Raw genomic sequence first — 15,127 nt, 5'->3', positions numbered from 1 at the left:
GCGGACGGTAAGGACAACCGTGACAACCCCTGCTCAGACCACACCGATGGCACTGCGCCACGCCGCTCGGACCTTCGGCGAAGCCCCAGCGATCGCCGACGGCTCGGTCCGGCTGAACTGGACCGAGTTGCTCGGCGCGGTCCAGGAAGTGGCGCGGGCGCTCATCGCACGCGGGGTGCGCACGGGCGACCGCGTGGCCATGTGGGCGCCCAACACCCACCACTGGGTGATCGCCGCGCTGGCCGCCCACTACGCCGGGGCCGCGCTGGTGCCGCTGAACACCCGCTACGTGGCCGACGAAGCCGCCGACGTGCTCAGCCGGGTGGACGCGAAGGCCCTGTTCATCGCGGGGCCGTTCCTCGGCCGCGACCGGCTGGCCGAACTGCGCACGTCCGCGACCGATCTGGCCATCGACACGGTGGTGGTGATCCCGGTCGAACCGGGCACCGAGAACACCGACATCGCCGCGCTGGACTGGTCGGAACTCGCGACCGTCGCCGCGCCGGTCACCGTGGCCGAAGCCGAGGAACGCGCCGAGTCGGTCACCCCCGACGACATCTCCGACATCCTGTTCACCTCCGGCACCACCGGCCGCAGCAAGGGCACGCTGGTCGCGCACCGGCAGGCGCTGTCGGTGGTGCGGGCCTGGGCCGAGTGCGCCACCTTGCGCGGCGACGACCGGTATCTGGTGGTGAACCCGTTCTTCCACAACTTCGGCTACAAAGCGGGCATCCTCGCCTGCCTGGTCACCGGGGCCACGATCATCCCGCAGGCCGTTTTCGACGTGCCGGAGACGATGCGGCTGATCGGCGCGGAGCGGGTCACCGTGCTGCCCGGCCCGCCGACGATCTACCAGACGATCCTGGATTTCCCGCGCCGCGCCGAATTCGACCTGAGTTCCCTGCGGGTGGCCGTCACCGGAGCGGCGACGGTGCCGGTGGTGCTGATCGAGCGGATGCGCTCGGAACTGGCCTTCGACGTCGTCATCACCGCGTACGGCCTGTCCGAGAGCGCGGGCTTCGGCACCATGTGCCGCGTCGACGACGACGCCGAGACCATCGCGAACACCTGCGGCAGGCCGATCGCGGATTTCGAGCTGCGCCTCGGCGAAGCGGGCGAGGTCCTGCTGCGCGGGCCGAACGTGATGCTCGGCTACCTCGACGACCCGGACAGCACCGCGGAGACGATCGACGCCGACGGCTGGCTGCACACCGGCGACATCGGCACGATCGACGACCGCGGATACCTGAAGATCACCGACCGGCTCAAGGACATGTACATCTCCGGCGGCTTCAACGTCTATCCCGCCGAGGTGGAACAGGCGCTGGCCCGGCTGGACGGCGTGGCCGAGTCGGCGGTGATCGGCGTGCCCGACACCAGGATGGGCGAAGTGGGCAAGGCGTACGTGGTGCGCAAGCCCGGCTCCGGCCTCACCGAGGACCAGGTGCTCGCCCACGCCACCACCGTGCTGGCCAATTTCAAGGTGCCGCGGTTCGTCGAATTCCGCGACCAGCTGCCCTACAGCGCCGCCGGGAAAGTGCTCAAGCGTCAACTACGTGAGGAGAAGTCGTAATGTCGGAACCGGCAACCCCGGACGAGGGTCCGGCGATCCCGGACGAAGGTGAGGTCGTCACCTACGAGCGGCGCGGCCGCGTCGCGATCGTCACGCTGAACCGGCCGGACTACCGCAACGCGCAGAACTCGGTGATGACCTACGCGCTCGACACCGCGTTCGAGCGCGCCGTAGAGGACCCCGAGGTCGGGGTGATCGTGCTCGCGGGCAACGGCAAACACTTCAGCGCGGGCCACGACATCGGCACGCCCGGCCGCGACCACCACGTGCGGTACCAGAACAAGGCCGCGCTGTGGTGGGACCACGTGGACCGGGCCGGCGGCGACCAGCGCTTCGCCCGCGAACTCGAGGTCTACCTCGGGATGTGCAGGCGCTGGCGGGAGATTCCCAAGCCGACCATCGCCATGGTGCAGGGCGCCTGCATCGCGGGCGGGCTCATGCTGGCCTGGGTGTGCGATCTGATCATCGCCTCCGACGACGCGTTCTTCTCCGATCCCGTGGTGCGCATGGGCATTCCCGGCGTCGAGTACTTCGCGCACCCGTGGGTGATGGGTCCGCGCGCGGCCAAGGAATTCCTGTTCACCGGCGACCGGTTCGGCGCGGCGCAGGCCAAGGAATGGGGCATGGTCAACCGGGTGGTGCCGCGCGCCGACTTGGAGACCGAGACGCTGGCGCTGGCCGAGAAGATCGCCACCATGCCGCAATTCGGTCTCGCGCTGACGAAGAAGGCGGTCAACCAGGCCGAGGACCTGATGGGCATGCGTTCGGGCATGGATTCGGTCTTCGGCCTGCACCACTTCGCCCACGCGCACAACGCCGAAGTCGGCGCCGACTCGCTCGGCGGCATGAACGCCAAGTCGATGAAGGCCTCGGCGAGCACCGCAGAACAGAACGGAACGACCTAGTGGATCTGGATCTCGACCAGGCGACCCAGGAATTCCAGCGGGAAGTCCGCGAATTCCTGGCCGCGAACAAACCGGCGCAACCGCTGCCGTCCATGGACACCAAGGCGGGCTTCGAGGCGCACCGCGCCTGGGAGCGCACCCTCGCCGACGCCAGGCTCTCGGTGGTGGCCTGGCCGGAGGAGTTCGGCGGGCGCGATGCCTCGCTGCTGGAATGGGTGCTGTTCGAGCAGGAGTACTACGCGGCGGGCGCGCCGGGGCGGGTCAGCCAGAACGGCATCTTCCTGCTGGCGCCGACGCTGTTCGAACACGGCACCCCCGAGCAGCTGGAGCGGATCATGCCGCGGATGGCGCGCGGCGACGACATCTGGGCGCAGGCGTGGTCGGAGCCCGAAGCGGGCAGCGACCTGGCCGGTATCCGCTCGACCGCCAGGCGCACCAACGGCGGCTGGCTGCTGAGCGGCCAGAAGACGTGGAGTTCGCGCGCCGCCTTCGCGGATTGGGCGTTCGGGCTGTTCCGCAGCGACCCCGAGGCCGAACGACACAAGGGCCTCACCTACGTCATGTTCCCGCTGACCGCCGACGGGGTCTCGGTGCGCCCGATCCCGCAGTTGGACGGGGAACCCGGCTTCGCGGAGATCTTCCTCGACGACGTGTTCGTGCCCGACCGCGACGTGATCGGCGCGCCGGGCGAGGGCTGGCGGGTGGCGATGAGCACCTCGAGCAACGAACGCGGCCTCTCGCTGCGCAGCCCTGGCCGGTTCAGCGCCACCGCGCGGCGGCTGATCGAGCTGTGGCGCGAGGACGGCGACCAGGACAACACCGCGCAGCGCGACGCGGTGGTGGACGCCTGGATCGGCAGCGAGGCCTACCGGCTGCACACGTTCGGCACGGTCACCCGGCTCGACGAAGGCGGCAAGCTGGGCGCGGAATCCTCGATCACCAAGGTGTTCTGGTCCGAGCTGGATATCGCCATGCACGAGACCGCGCTCGAGGTGCTCGGTCCGGCGGCGGAGCGTTCCGGACCGTGGACCGACGGATACCTGTTCGCGCTGTCGGGGCCGATCTACGCGGGCACCAACGAGATCCAGCGCAACATCATCGCCGAGCGGCTGCTCGGACTACCGAGAGGAAGCGGCCGATGAGATTCGCGCTCAGCCCCGAACAACTCGATTTCGGCGCCAGCCTGCGCAAACTGCTGGAGGCGGGCCGCGCGCCCTCCGCCGTGCGCGCGTGGGCGTCCGGTGACAGCGGGCCGGGTCGGGCGTTGATCCGGCAACTGGCCGAGGCCGGTGTGCTGGGTCTGGCCGTCGCGGAGGAGCACGGCGGCATCGGCGCCGAACCGATCGATCTGGTGGTGGCGTTCCAGGAGATCGGGCGGGCTGCCGTGCCGGGTCCGCTGGTGGAGACCGCCGCCGCGATTCCGGCGGTGTTGCAGGCGCTTACGGACAAGGGTCCGGCCGCGCGCCTGCTACCCGGCTTCGTGGAGGGCACGGCGCTGGGCACCGTCGCGTTCGATTCACCCGGCCTCGGCGGCGTCGCGCTGGACGCCGACACCGCCGAGGTGGTGCTGGTGGCCGGTACGGACCTGGTGTCCACCGGGCGCCGCGGCGGCCTGGTGCGATCGGTCGATCCCGCCCGCCGCCTGTTCGCGGTCGCCGCGGACGAAACCGTCGTCCAGGGTGACCAGGTCGGCGCGGCCGTGGCCGCCGGTTTCGACACCGGCGCGCTGGCGTGCGCGGCCCAGCTGCTCGGCGCGGGAAAGGCGCTGCTGCACGCGTCCACGGAATACGCCAAGCAGCGCAAGCAATTCGGCAAGCCGATCGGCGAGTTCCAGGCCGTGAAGCAGAAGCTGGCCGATGTGCTCATCGCGCTGGATCTGGCCGAGCCGCTGCTCTACCGTGCCGCGCTCACCATGACCGCGCCCACCCGCGGTCGGGACGTCTCGGCCGCCGTCATCGCCTGCGGCGACGCCGCCTATCGCGCGGCGCGCGCCGCACTCCAGGTACACGGCGCGATCGGCTACACCGCCGAGTACGACCTGTCGCTGTGGCTGACCAAGGTGACCGCGCTGCGTTCGGCCTGGGGCACACCCGACCTGCATCGCGCCCGGATCGCCCAGGCGCTGCGGGAGGACACCGAACCCACCCCGCGGGGCATCGCATGAGCGGTCAGGCCCGGAGGCGGCAGCGCAGCGTAACCACGCAGGGCCCCGCTCATGCGACAAACCAGCCCAGCATGAGCGGTCAGGCCCGGAGGCGGCAGCGCTTCCCTCAGAAAGGACACCGATGAGCACCGCCGAACATCAGGATTTCCTCGCTTCGGTGCGGGCGCTGCTGACCAAGCACGCCGGGTCCGCCGCGGTGCGCGCCGCGATGGACACCGAACTCGGCTACGACCCCGCGCTGTGGCGGCTGCTGTGCGAGCAGATCGGCGTCGCCGCGCTGGCGATTCCGGAGGAATACGGCGGATTCGGCGCGAGCCTGGTCGAATCCTTGCTGGTGGTGGGCGAATTGGGCCGGACGCTCGCTGGGGTGCCGATGCTCGGCTCCGCCGTCCTCGGTGCGCAGGCGGTGCTGCTGTCCGGTGACGGCGAAGCGTGCGCGCGGCTGTTGCCCGAGGTGGCCGAAGGCACGCGCACGATCGCGGTCTGCTGGGCGGACGAGCGCGGCTGGGACGAGCCGGGCGTGCGCGAGACGGGCGGGGCACTCACCGGGACCGCGCACTACGTGCTCGACGGGATGGCGGCGGACACCTTCGTCGTCGTCACGCCGACCGGTCTGTTCGAGGTCGAGCCCACCGCGCCCGGCGTCACCCGGCGGGCGGTGCCCACCATGGACCCCACCCGCAAACTGGCCGAAGTCGGCTTCGCCGACGCGCCCGCGCGACGGCTCGGCTCTGGCGACCAGTCGGCGACGGTCGCCCGGCTGCGGGAGATCGGGTGGGCTGCGCTGGCCGCCGAGCAGGTCGGCGCCGCCGACCGCTGCCTGGAGATGACGGTGGACTACGCCAAGTCCCGCGTGCAGTTCGGGCGGGTGATCGGCAGTTTCCAGGCGCTCAAGCACCGCATGGCCGACATGTACGTGCTGCTGGAATCGGCCCGGTCGGCGTCCGTCGCCGCGACCGCGGCGGTGGCGGCGAACAGCCCGTCGGCCGCCGAGGACGTCTGGGTCGCCCGTGTGCACTGCTCGGAGGCGCTCACCGCCATCGCGGCCGAGACCGTCCAGCTGCACGGTGGCATCGCGATCACCTGGGAACACGACGCGCATCTGTTCTTCAAGCGCGCCCACGGGGACGCGCAACTGTTCGGCGCCGCGCACCGCCCGGCGGCGCAGCCGGCCTGAACAGGGGCAGCGGCGCACCGACCGGTCGGCGGCGCGCCCTGCCTCGATCGGCTGTCCGGCGCCAACTCGATGCACTAAGATGTGACAAGCGCCACACGCGCATGCCGGGGGATGCGTTTTCGAGTGGCACCGCGGGTCGGAATCGGTGCCGTAGCGAGTCGAGATGCGGGCTCGCCCCAAAAGTCGTCGGGGCCACCATCCGGGAGGATGCCATGACGCAAACAGTGAATTCCGATCTCGAAGCATTGCGGTCCCTCATCGACGGGCCGGTGTACGGCCCAGCCGACCACGGATACGATCGGGCCCGCGCCATCTGGAACGGCGACATCGACCGGCGCCCCGCCGTGATCGCCCAGTGCCTGTCGCCCCGCGATGTCGCCGCGGCGCTGGCCTTCGGCCGGGAGCGCGGGCTGGAGATCTCCGTTCGCGGCGGCGGCCATTCCTACAGCGGAACCGCGGTCGGCGACGGCGGCCTGATGATCAACCTGAGCGCTTTGAAGAACGTCGTGGTGAATCCGGAGACCGAACGCGCCAGGGTCGGCGGCGGAGCGACGATGGCGGACATGGACGCCGCGACCCAGGCGTACGGGCTGGCGGTGACCGGCGGGGTGATCAGCGACACGGGCGTCGGCGGCCTCACCCTCGGCGGCGGCATGGGCTGGTTGACCCGCATGGCCGGGCTGGCCATCGACAACCTCGTCTCGGCGCAGGTGGTCCTCGCCGACGGCCAGGTGGTGCGGGCGTCCGAGACCGAGAACGCGGAATTGTTCTGGGCCTTACGCGGGGGCGGCGGGAATTTCGGCGTGGTCACCGAATTCGAGTACCGCCTGCACCACGTCGGGCCGGAGGTCCACATGGGCCTGCTGTTCTGGGACATGCCGGACGGCACCGACGCACTGCGCCTGATCCGTGAGTTCATCCCCACCCTGCCGCGCCGGTCCGGCGCGTTCATCGCGCTGGCGATGTCGGCGCCGGCCGCGCCGTTCGTCCCGGAGCGGTACCACGGCCGTGCGGGCCACGCCCTGATCGTGGCCGGTTTCGGCACGGCCGATGAGCACGCCGCCGCGCTGGCGTCGATCCGCAGCGCATTGCCGCCGCTGTTCGAATTCCGCACCCCGATCCCGTACACCGGGTTGCAGCGGATGCTCGACACGGCGGCGCCGTGGGGCCTGCACGGCTACGAGAAGGCGCTGGACATCCACGATTTCTCCAATGACGTCATCGCGGTTCTCACCGCGAACGCCGCCGGGAAGACCGCTCCGCTGTCGTTCATGCCGATCTTCCCGCTCACCGGCGCGTTCAGCACTGTCGGCGAGAACGACACGGCGTTCGGCGGCACGCGCGACCCGCATTACGAGTGCAATATCACCGCGATCACCCCAGACCCGGAAACCCTCGCCTCGGACCGGGAATGGGTGCGCACGACGTGGGAAGCGCTGCGCCCATTGGCTTCCAACCAGGGCGGGTACGTCAACTTCATGTCCGACGCGGACCACGACCGGATTCGCGAATCGTACGGCCGCACGAAATACGCGAAGCTGGCGCACATCAAGGCCGACTACGACCCGGGCAACCTCTTCCACCGCAACGCCAACATAGCCCCCGGCTGATCACTCCACCGAGCGTTCACGGGTCGCGTCGGGGCGCAGGCCGTCCAGCACGATCCGCACGAGTCTGCGCCAATCACCGCTGCCGCTGCTGATGGTCGCGGACAGCGCGCCGACGATCATGTAGACGTCACCCACCGTGCAGTCCGCACGCAGTGTTCCCGCGGCCCGGTCCCGTTCCACTAGTTCGCCGATCACGTCCTCGAGCCTGCCGCGGGACTCGCCCCTCGGCTCGCTGCCCGTCGACTGCCGAGCCGCCTCGATCGCCGCCGACAGGCCCCGGTCGGCCGCCAGCACCGCGCCGACATGGCGCAAGTAGCGAGCGAGCCCCTCTCCCGGCTCGCCGCGCAGGCATTCGGTGCGGGCGAACTCCTCGATCTCGGCGAAGCGCTGCTCGGCCGCGGCCTCGATGAGGTCGGCGTGGGTGGGGAAATGGCGGTAGACGGTTCCGACGCCCACTCCTGCCGCGCGGGCGATCTCGGCCAGCGGCACGGTGCCGCCCTGCTCGGCGAACAGCGTGCGGGCCACGGCCACGATGCGGGCGCGGTTGAGCGTGGCGTCGGCCCGCTGCCTGCGGGGCGATGGCGGCCTTGACACCGGTGATTCCTCCATGTTTACCCTTCAAACGGAATCGGATTCCGCTTCCGCTTCATTACACCGAAGGGTAACACGTCATGTCGCACAATCGTTTCCACCTCCTGACCCCCGGCGAGGCACGGCCCGGCCGAGTGCCGCTGCCACCCGCGTTCGCGGTGAAGGCCACCACCGCCGACACCGAGGGCAGGTTCTCCTTGCTGGAGGTGACGCTCGCGCGTGACATTCCACGGCACACGCATCATGTCGCGGACGAATGCGTCTACGTGCTCGAAGGCACGCTCGACGTCGAGTTCGACGACCGGACGCTCTCCGCGACCGAGGGCATGTTCGTGCTGCTGCCGCACGGCGTGCCGCACGCCCTGCGCTGCGGATCGCAGCCACCGCCGCGGGTGTTGCAGATCTCCTCGCCCGGCGGCTGGGAGTGCTACCTCGAGGACCTCTTCGAAGCCGGAGCGTCGGTGCTGACCGACGGTGCGCTGGATCCGGTGAAGATCAATCCCATCGCGGCGGCCTACGACATCCACTACGAAGAACCGGCGAGTCCCGTTGCGGGACAGCGAGGCTGATTCCGGCGAGACCGACTCGGGCGGCCCGGCGGAACGCATCCATCCGCCGGGCGCCCCACCCTGTGGCCGACTTCACCACAAATAGATAGTTAGCCTATGTAATAATATTTCCTGTGCGGCAAGCTCAGGTGAACGTAGCGGATGACATCGTCGTCGACCTTCTCGTCACCGCGGGCAGGCTCACCCGGCTGGCCGGGGTGATCAGCGGCGACGACCTGCCGCGGGCCATGTTGCGGGCACTGGCGGTGCTCGACGAACACGGCGCGCTGCGCGTCAGCGAATTCGCCAGGATCGACCGATGTTCACAGCCGGCGGCAACGGCGCTGATCGGCAAGCTGGTCGCGGAAGGCTTCGCGACCCGGCGCAAGGACCCGGAGGACTTCCGGGCCGTGATCGTCGAACTCACCCCGGCCGGGCGCACCCGGCTGGCCGAGTCCCGCCGCGCGTTCGCCACCGCGATCGGCGAACATCTGCCCGGCTTCGACACCGGACGACTGGCCCGGCTGGACTCCGAACTGCACGACCTGCTGGAGGCCCTGAAAACGGCTACACGACAGCACGATTCGATCCCGAGGGAACACCGATGAGCACTTTGGCTCCCACCCGCGCCCCGGTCGCGGACAACACCAAGCAACCGAAAGCCGTCTGGGCGGTCGCGTTCGCGAGCGTGATCGCGTTCATGGGCATCGGCCTGGTCGATCCCATTCTCAAACCGATCGGCGAGCAACTGGACGCGTCACCGTCGCAGGTGTCGCTGCTGTTCACCAGCTACATGCTGGTGACAGGTGTGGCCATGCTGGTCACCGGTGTGGTGTCCAGCCGCTTCGGCGCGAAGAAGACACTGCTGTCCGGGTTGGCGATCATCATCGTGTTCGCGGCGCTGGCCGGTATGTCGAACACGGTGGCGCAGATCGTCGGGTTCCGCGCGGGCTGGGGCCTGGGTAACGCGTTGTTCATCGCCACGGCGCTGGCCACCATCGTCGGCGCGGCCAGCGGCGGCGTGGCCCGCGCGATCATCCTGTACGAGGCGGCGCTCGGCATCGGCATCGCGACCGGTCCGCTGGTCGGCGGCGTGCTGGGCGGAATCAGCTGGCGCGGGCCGTTCTTCGGCGTGTCGGTGCTGATGGCCGTCGCGCTGGTGAGCATCGTCGTGCTGCTGCCGGAAGGCCCCAAGCCGACGCACCACACCTCGATCACCGCGCCGTTCCGCGCCCTGCGCTACCGGGGACTGCTGATCGTTAGCCTCACCGCCCTGCTGTACAACTTCGGCTTCTTCACCTTGCTCGCCTACACCCCGTTCCCGCTGGACATGGGCACTTACGCGATCGGCTTCATCTTCTGCGGCTGGGGTGTGCTGCTGGCGATGGCGTCGGTCTTCCTGGCTCCCCGGTTGCAGCGCCGTTTCGGTTCGCTGCCGATGATGGGCCTCTCGCTGGGCCTGTTCGCGGCCGACCTGGCGATGATGGCCGTGTTCGCCGAACACAAGCCGGTGCTGATCGCGGGCACCGTGCTGGCGGGCCTGTTCCTCGGCGTGAACAACACCCTGATCACCGAGGCCGTGATGATCTCGGCGCCGGTGGAGCGATCCACCGCGTCGGCGGCCTACAGCTTCGTCCGCTTCGCCGGCGGTGCCGCGGCGCCCTATCTCGCCGGCAAATTGGGCGAGCACAGCATCTCGCTGCCGTTCTGGGTGGGCGCGGCGTGCACCGCCGCCGCGGTCGTCGTCCTGCTGGCCGGGCGCGCCGCCTTGGCCCACCTCGACGACCACGAGCCCGCTCCGCACAGCGTCGAGGAGGCACAGGCCATCACGGTCGGCGACGACTGATCGTCCGAGCGCACCGAAGGCAGCCACCAGCGTGGCTGCCTTCGTCGTTTTTCCGCCCTGGCGGGCACCGGCCGAGGAGTACGGTCGAGAGATATGACCGAAGCGAAGCGGGGGCGCGTCAGCGTCGAGACCAGCCAGAAGCGTGTGCGCGTCTATCTGGGCGGGCACTTGGTCGCCGACAGCGTACGACCGGTGCTCGTGTGGGAGAACCCGCACTACCCGACCTACTATCTGCCGGTCACGGATCTGCGCGCGAAACTCGAGCCGAACGGGCAGACGCGGCATTCCACCAGCCGCGGCGACGCCACCGTCTACGACGTCATGGTCGACGGCACGACCGCGGGCGGAGCGGCGCTGCGTTATCACGAGTCGCCGCTCACCGCACTGCGCGAGCTGGTGCGCCTGGAGTGGGGTGCGATGGACGAGTGGTTCGAGGAGGACGAACCGATCTACGTCCACCCGCGCAACCCGTACTCGCGTGTCGACATCCTGGCCAGTTCGCGGCACGTGCGGGTGGAGATCGACGGCGTCACCGTCGCCGACTCACGCACCCCGCGCATCCTCTTCGAAACGGGCCTGCCCGCGCGGTACTACCTGCCGATGACCGACGTCCGCATGGATCTGCTGTACCCGTCGGCCACCCATACCAGCTGCCCGTACAAGGGCACCGCCGACTACTGGACCGTCCGCGTCGGCGGCAAGGAGTATCCCGACTACGTGTGGGGCTACCGCACGCCGCTGCCGGAGAGCCAGAAGGTCGCCGGGCTGGTGTGCTTCTACAACGAGAAGGTCGACATCTACCTCGACGGTGAACTCCAGGAACGCCCGCGCTCCCCGTTCAGCTGAAACACCTCCGGCGATGATCAAGCCGAGGATTCCCAGCAATGGGAAGCTCGGTGCGCCTACGCTGTTCCGATAATTGGCTGACGCGACGCGCCGTCGACGAGCGAGCGGTTTCCGCGCGAAGGCGGCGTGTGTGCCGACCGATGAGGATACAGAGCAGGGAGCCGCCCGTGGATCGATGGGAACGGGACGGCCTGCGATCGGCGAACAGCGGCTTGCGCAGCCAGGTCCACTACATTCTCGACATCTACGAGCGGCAACAGGCCGAGCTCACCGAGGTGCGCCGGCAGCTGGAGGAGCTGCGTGTCCGAGGCGGCTCCGCTGATCAGCTGGTGGAAGTGACGGTGGACAGCGCGGGCGTGGTCACGGACGTGCGCTTGGCGGCCGCCGCGACTCGCGGGACGGCGGAACGACTGGGACAGTCGATCACCGAAGCAGCGCAGGCCGCGGCCCAGCAGGCGCGGTCGCAGCGGGAGGCCCTGATCGCCGCGATCGCAGACGCCGCCCACGCCATGCCCGACCTACCCGACCTGGTCCCCGGAGCACCGAGTTGGCGGGAAAAACCGGAGTCCATCGACAACTAGACAGCGGGCCGACGAACGGGACGGGAATCGGCCGCAGGGAGGCGTGAGGAGACGGGTGTGGCGCAGTCGTTGCGGCTCGATCAGGAACGGCTTCGGGCGCTGGTTCCGCAATTCGAGGACATCGGCGCGGATGCCCAACGCGTCCTGAACGAGTTGAAGGCCGCGATCGAGCGCGAAGGCAACTGCTGGGGAGACGACCCGGCGGGCAAAGCATTCGAGCGCACCTATCTTCCGGACGCGGAAAAAGGTGTCGCCGGTCTGACGAAGACCGTAGAGAGCCTGCGCGAAGAAGGGAATGTCGTCGCGGGCCTGGTGGACAAATTCGAGCAACAAGACACCGAAGGAGTCCGGCGGATCAAGGACGCCGACCCGTCGGCACAGGACAGCCCGAACACCGGTCCCGGCACGTCGCCCTATCAGGTTCCCCCGAGTGCGCGGAATCCGACCACCACGAGCGCCACACCCACTGGCAGCCATGCCAACCCCGTGTCCGCGCCGTCGACGACCGGGCCGGACACGGCATGGGACCCCGGTCGTAGCCCCACATCGCCCGCGGCGGACAACGCGAGCAACCCCGGCGACTCGCGATCGCCCTCCACTGCCCCGCAATCGGCCCGATCGAGTCAACCGAGCGTCTCGGCCAACCCGCTGTCCGGCAACATCCCCGGCGTGGGAGATCCCGGACTGGGCAATCCATTCGGCTCCTACGTGCCCGACCGCGACGAGAGCGCGCCGGACTCCGAGCGGACACCCTCGGCCACCGCGCCGGCGACCACGCGCGACACCGCTCCGGCGGCTACCGCTCCGCACGCAACCGCCACCGGCGACCCAGCGACCAACCGCAAACAGGCGCGCACTCCGTGGTCGAAGAGTTCGGCCGAAACCGCGCCTTCCTCGAACACACCGGCAGCCAAAGCCGCAGGCCCGCAGGTGTCGGCGCCGCCGAGCACCCCACCGAGGGTCTCGGCGTCCTCTCCTAACGTCTCGCCGCCGCGCATGCCCTCGCCCCAGTTCCCCGATCAGCAGGCGGGCAAGCCCGCGGCGAAGGCGGCAGGCAAGGCATTCGGCGCCGAGTCCAAATCCGGCGCGCGTCATCCCTGGGCCGCCGATGGCGCGGTCGCGAGTGAGAACGTCCGGCTCGCGCGGGAACTGGCCGAGCGCCACGACCTCGAACTCGTCGGGTTCGACGATCCCGGCATCGACGGGTACGCGATCCGGGAACTGGCGGCGGCGCTCGACGACGTGCTCAACCAGTATCCCTACCTCGACTTGCGTCAGATCGCGATAGCGGAATCACGCGAGGCGGCCACTCGTCTGGAATGGGACTGGGTCGCGGGACAGGCGGGCCCGGAGCCATACACCCGCAGGATCGTGCTCGACTCGGTAGTCGCGCGGAATCCGACCGCGTTCGCCGAATACATCCGTAACGCAACGCAATCCGGAAACCTCGCACGCGGATCGGACCGGCGTCCGGTGTATTCGACGATGATTCGCGAATTAGGGCACGCGCTGGACATCGCCGGTCGGTTCCAGGCGAGACAGTTGGCCCAGGACGCGCTGATCGCCGAGTTCACTCGAACCCGCGGCACGGAAGCCCGCGACAAGTCCTCGGCCGCGTCCCCCACCGATTACGAGCAATGGCGGGCCCAACTGAGCGGTTACGGATTCCACAACGGCCGATTCGATCCGGGGATGGCGTTGGCCGACGCGTTCGCCGAGGTCCAGATCAACGGACCCGAAGCGGGGCCGCCCGCGAAGGTGTTGCATCGCCTGCTGGTGGAGACGGCGAAGAAGACCTGGACGGCGCTGCCGTGAGCGCAGGCGGTGGCCGGACCGCCGACGACCGGCAGCACGAAACGTTCGAGACCGAGTTGGCCGCAGCCGTCGCGGGCAGCCCGCTGCGGATGCACGTGGGGTTCGGGCCCGACACGGACGCGGCCCTGATCGCCATCGCGCTGGCCCATCCGAACGTCACGCACGCCATGATCGAGGCGGCGCGGCGCGCCTTCGTCGCGGAGTCCGTCGCGACCGCGGATGTCCCAGCGGAACCGGCCCGTTCGCCGGACGTCTCGCTATGACCCTGCAGATACCGGAGGCCTTCCCGGACTGGCTGGTGACCTGCGTCGCGGGGCATTTCCCCTGCGGCGACGAGGATGCCGCGCGCCGTCTCGGTGACCAATGGTCGGATACCGCCGAGAGCTGCCGAGCGCTCGCCGACCGGCACGATGTCGCCGCGGCGTCGGAGCGGGCGGCGATCGCGGGCATGACGAGCGACGTCAAGACGCAACGGAATCTGCAACTCGGCGACGATCTGCGCAATCAAGCCACGTATGCCGACTCCATGGCCGAACAGTGCTACAAGGGCGCCAACGACATCGAGTTCAACAAACTGCTGGTGATCGCCACCGGATTCGCTCTGCTGGCCCAGTTGGCACTGGACGCGGCGCTCATGGCCCCGGGCGTCGTCAAGGCCGCCGAGGATCGGGCGGCCGCGGAAGCGAGCTGGGTGGCGGCCGGCCGACGGTGCCTGCTCAGCATCAAGGGTGTCGGAGCCGAGTGCGCGATCCGGCGAGCCGGTATCCCACTGGCCAAGGCCACCGCGATCGGCGCCGCGCTCGGTGCGGGCACTGGCGCCCTGGTGAACGGCGGCGCGCAATGGTGGCAGAAGAATGTCCTGCATCACCGCGACAAGATCGAATGGGACCAGGTCGGCGACGCCGCTGTCATCGGCGGTGCGGGCGGAGCCCTGGGAGCACGTTTCGCCTCACGCGTCGCTCCCGGCGTCAACCGGGTGATCGGCAGGATCGCCGAGCGGTCGCAGTCCAACATTGTGCGTTACGGCGCCCACGTCACCAGCGGGTTGCTGATCGGCGGAGCGGGCGGAGTCGCCGGTGCGGCCGGCGGGTTGGTCGCGCAGATACCGCTGACCGGACACATACCGAAGGGCGAAGACCTCGAAAACGCGTTGATCACCGGATTCGTCGGCGGCTTCGTCGGCTCCGCCACAGTCTTCGCACAGCCGTTGCCGCCCCGACCTCTGGCCACCCGCCCGGGCCCCGCCAACCCGAACCGCCCTGGAGCCCGACCGACCCCCGACCCGTCGACCCCGCCTCCGGGCGGCAACGGTCCCGCACCCGGCGCACCGGGCGGCGGCAATCCACCGCGCCCGAGCGCACCCACCCCACCCGGTGGCGGAAACCCACCCCGTCCCAGCGCACCTGGCGACGGCAACCCACCCCGCCGACCCACCGCGCCGGGCGACGGGAACCCACCCCGCCGACCCAGC

Annotated in this window: 15 protein-coding genes; 14 read left to right on the top strand and 1 reads right to left on the bottom strand. The window is 69.7% G+C overall.

Annotation, left to right across the window (positions count from 1 at the left end):
• The first annotated feature begins 19 nt into the window (after positions 1-19).
• From NB3_RS00800 to NB3_RS00775, 6 genes are all read left to right on the top strand, one after another.
• Positions 20-1,573, top strand: coding sequence for a FadD3 family acyl-CoA ligase (locus NB3_RS00800; protein ID WP_280516545.1), 1,554 nt, complete (start codon positions 20-22; stop codon positions 1,571-1,573).
• Positions 1,573-2,478, top strand: a complete 906-nt coding sequence (locus NB3_RS00795) for an enoyl-CoA hydratase (RefSeq protein WP_067794933.1) — start codon at positions 1,573-1,575, stop codon at positions 2,476-2,478. Before NB3_RS00800 ends, NB3_RS00795 begins: the two co-directional genes overlap by 1 nt.
• Positions 2,478-3,620 carry an acyl-CoA dehydrogenase family protein gene (locus NB3_RS00790; RefSeq protein WP_067794930.1) on the top strand — a complete coding sequence of 381 codons (1,143 nt, stop codon included), beginning with the start codon at positions 2,478-2,480 and terminating at the stop codon, positions 3,618-3,620. Before NB3_RS00795 ends, NB3_RS00790 begins: the two co-directional genes overlap by 1 nt.
• Positions 3,617-4,642: an acyl-CoA dehydrogenase family protein gene (locus NB3_RS00785; RefSeq protein WP_067794927.1), complete on the top strand. Its 1,026-nt coding sequence runs from the start codon at positions 3,617-3,619 to the stop codon at positions 4,640-4,642. The genes NB3_RS00790 and NB3_RS00785 overlap by 4 nt, the downstream gene beginning before the upstream one ends.
• Positions 4,643-4,763: 121 nt before the next feature.
• A complete protein-coding gene (locus NB3_RS00780; protein WP_067794925.1) occupies positions 4,764-5,819 on the top strand; it encodes an acyl-CoA dehydrogenase family protein in 1,056 nt (351 codons plus the stop codon).
• 212 nt (positions 5,820-6,031) lie between these two features.
• Complete coding sequence (locus NB3_RS00775; RefSeq protein ID WP_067794923.1) at positions 6,032-7,429, top strand: FAD-binding oxidoreductase; 1,398 nt, start codon at positions 6,032-6,034, stop codon at positions 7,427-7,429.
• Here NB3_RS00775 and NB3_RS00770 read toward each other — a convergent pair whose 3' ends face one another.
• The gene (locus NB3_RS00770; protein ID WP_218020513.1) at positions 7,430-8,023 is read right to left on the bottom strand and encodes a TetR/AcrR family transcriptional regulator; all 594 of its coding nucleotides are present in this window, start codon (positions 8,021-8,023) and stop codon (positions 7,430-7,432) included.
• Positions 8,024-8,100: 77 nt separating this feature from the next.
• Here NB3_RS00770 and NB3_RS00765 point away from each other — a divergent pair, with 77 nt between their 5' ends.
• The 8 genes from NB3_RS00765 to NB3_RS00730 form a co-directional block, all read left to right on the top strand.
• On the top strand, positions 8,101-8,589 hold the full coding sequence (locus NB3_RS00765; protein WP_067794918.1) for a cupin domain-containing protein: 489 nt from the start codon (positions 8,101-8,103) through the stop codon (positions 8,587-8,589).
• A 128-nt stretch (positions 8,590-8,717) separates the two neighbouring features.
• A complete protein-coding gene (locus NB3_RS00760; protein WP_244891721.1) occupies positions 8,718-9,176 on the top strand; it encodes a MarR family winged helix-turn-helix transcriptional regulator in 459 nt (152 codons plus the stop codon).
• Positions 9,173-10,414: an MFS transporter gene (locus NB3_RS00755; RefSeq protein WP_067794912.1), complete on the top strand. Its 1,242-nt coding sequence runs from the start codon at positions 9,173-9,175 to the stop codon at positions 10,412-10,414. Before NB3_RS00760 ends, NB3_RS00755 begins: the two co-directional genes overlap by 4 nt.
• A 93-nt stretch (positions 10,415-10,507) precedes the next feature.
• Positions 10,508-11,260: a DUF427 domain-containing protein gene (locus NB3_RS00750; protein ID WP_067794908.1), complete on the top strand. Its 753-nt coding sequence runs from the start codon at positions 10,508-10,510 to the stop codon at positions 11,258-11,260.
• 167 nt (positions 11,261-11,427) lie between these two features.
• Positions 11,428-11,841 carry a YbaB/EbfC family nucleoid-associated protein gene (locus NB3_RS00745; protein ID WP_067794906.1) on the top strand — a complete coding sequence of 138 codons (414 nt, stop codon included), beginning with the start codon at positions 11,428-11,430 and terminating at the stop codon, positions 11,839-11,841.
• Positions 11,842-11,898: 57 nt separating this feature from the next.
• Positions 11,899-13,656 carry a WXG100 family type VII secretion target gene (locus NB3_RS00740; RefSeq protein ID WP_067794903.1) on the top strand — a complete coding sequence of 586 codons (1,758 nt, stop codon included), beginning with the start codon at positions 11,899-11,901 and terminating at the stop codon, positions 13,654-13,656.
• Positions 13,653-13,919, top strand: coding sequence for a hypothetical protein (locus NB3_RS00735; RefSeq protein ID WP_067794901.1), 267 nt, complete (start codon positions 13,653-13,655; stop codon positions 13,917-13,919). Before NB3_RS00740 ends, NB3_RS00735 begins: the two co-directional genes overlap by 4 nt.
• On the top strand, positions 13,916-15,127 hold a 1,212-nt coding region (locus NB3_RS00730; RefSeq protein ID WP_443093667.1), incomplete at its 3' end, for a WXG100-like domain-containing protein. The genes NB3_RS00735 and NB3_RS00730, both read left to right, overlap by 4 nt.

Source organism: Nocardia beijingensis NBRC 16342, from assembly GCF_001612785.1.
Lineage (GTDB): Bacteria > Actinomycetota > Actinomycetes > Mycobacteriales > Mycobacteriaceae > Nocardia > Nocardia beijingensis.
This window is presented reverse-complemented; position numbering and strand designations above follow the sequence as displayed.

Excerpts from the sequence above, each read along its gene's own strand:
- NB3_RS00795 (WP_067794933.1), top strand. The coding sequence starts at position 1,573 with ATGTCGGAACCGGCAACCCCGGACGAGGGTCCGGCGATCCCGGACGAA.
- NB3_RS00785 (WP_067794927.1), top strand. The coding sequence starts at position 3,617 with ATGAGATTCGCGCTCAGCCCCGAACAACTCGATTTCGGCGCCAGCCTG.
- NB3_RS00780 (WP_067794925.1), top strand. The coding sequence starts at position 4,764 with ATGAGCACCGCCGAACATCAGGATTTCCTCGCTTCGGTGCGGGCGCTG.
- NB3_RS00775 (WP_067794923.1), top strand. The coding sequence starts at position 6,032 with ATGACGCAAACAGTGAATTCCGATCTCGAAGCATTGCGGTCCCTCATC.
- NB3_RS00765 (WP_067794918.1), top strand. The coding sequence starts at position 8,101 with ATGTCGCACAATCGTTTCCACCTCCTGACCCCCGGCGAGGCACGGCCC.
- NB3_RS00755 (WP_067794912.1), top strand. The coding sequence starts at position 9,173 with ATGAGCACTTTGGCTCCCACCCGCGCCCCGGTCGCGGACAACACCAAG.
- NB3_RS00750 (WP_067794908.1), top strand. The coding sequence starts at position 10,508 with ATGACCGAAGCGAAGCGGGGGCGCGTCAGCGTCGAGACCAGCCAGAAG.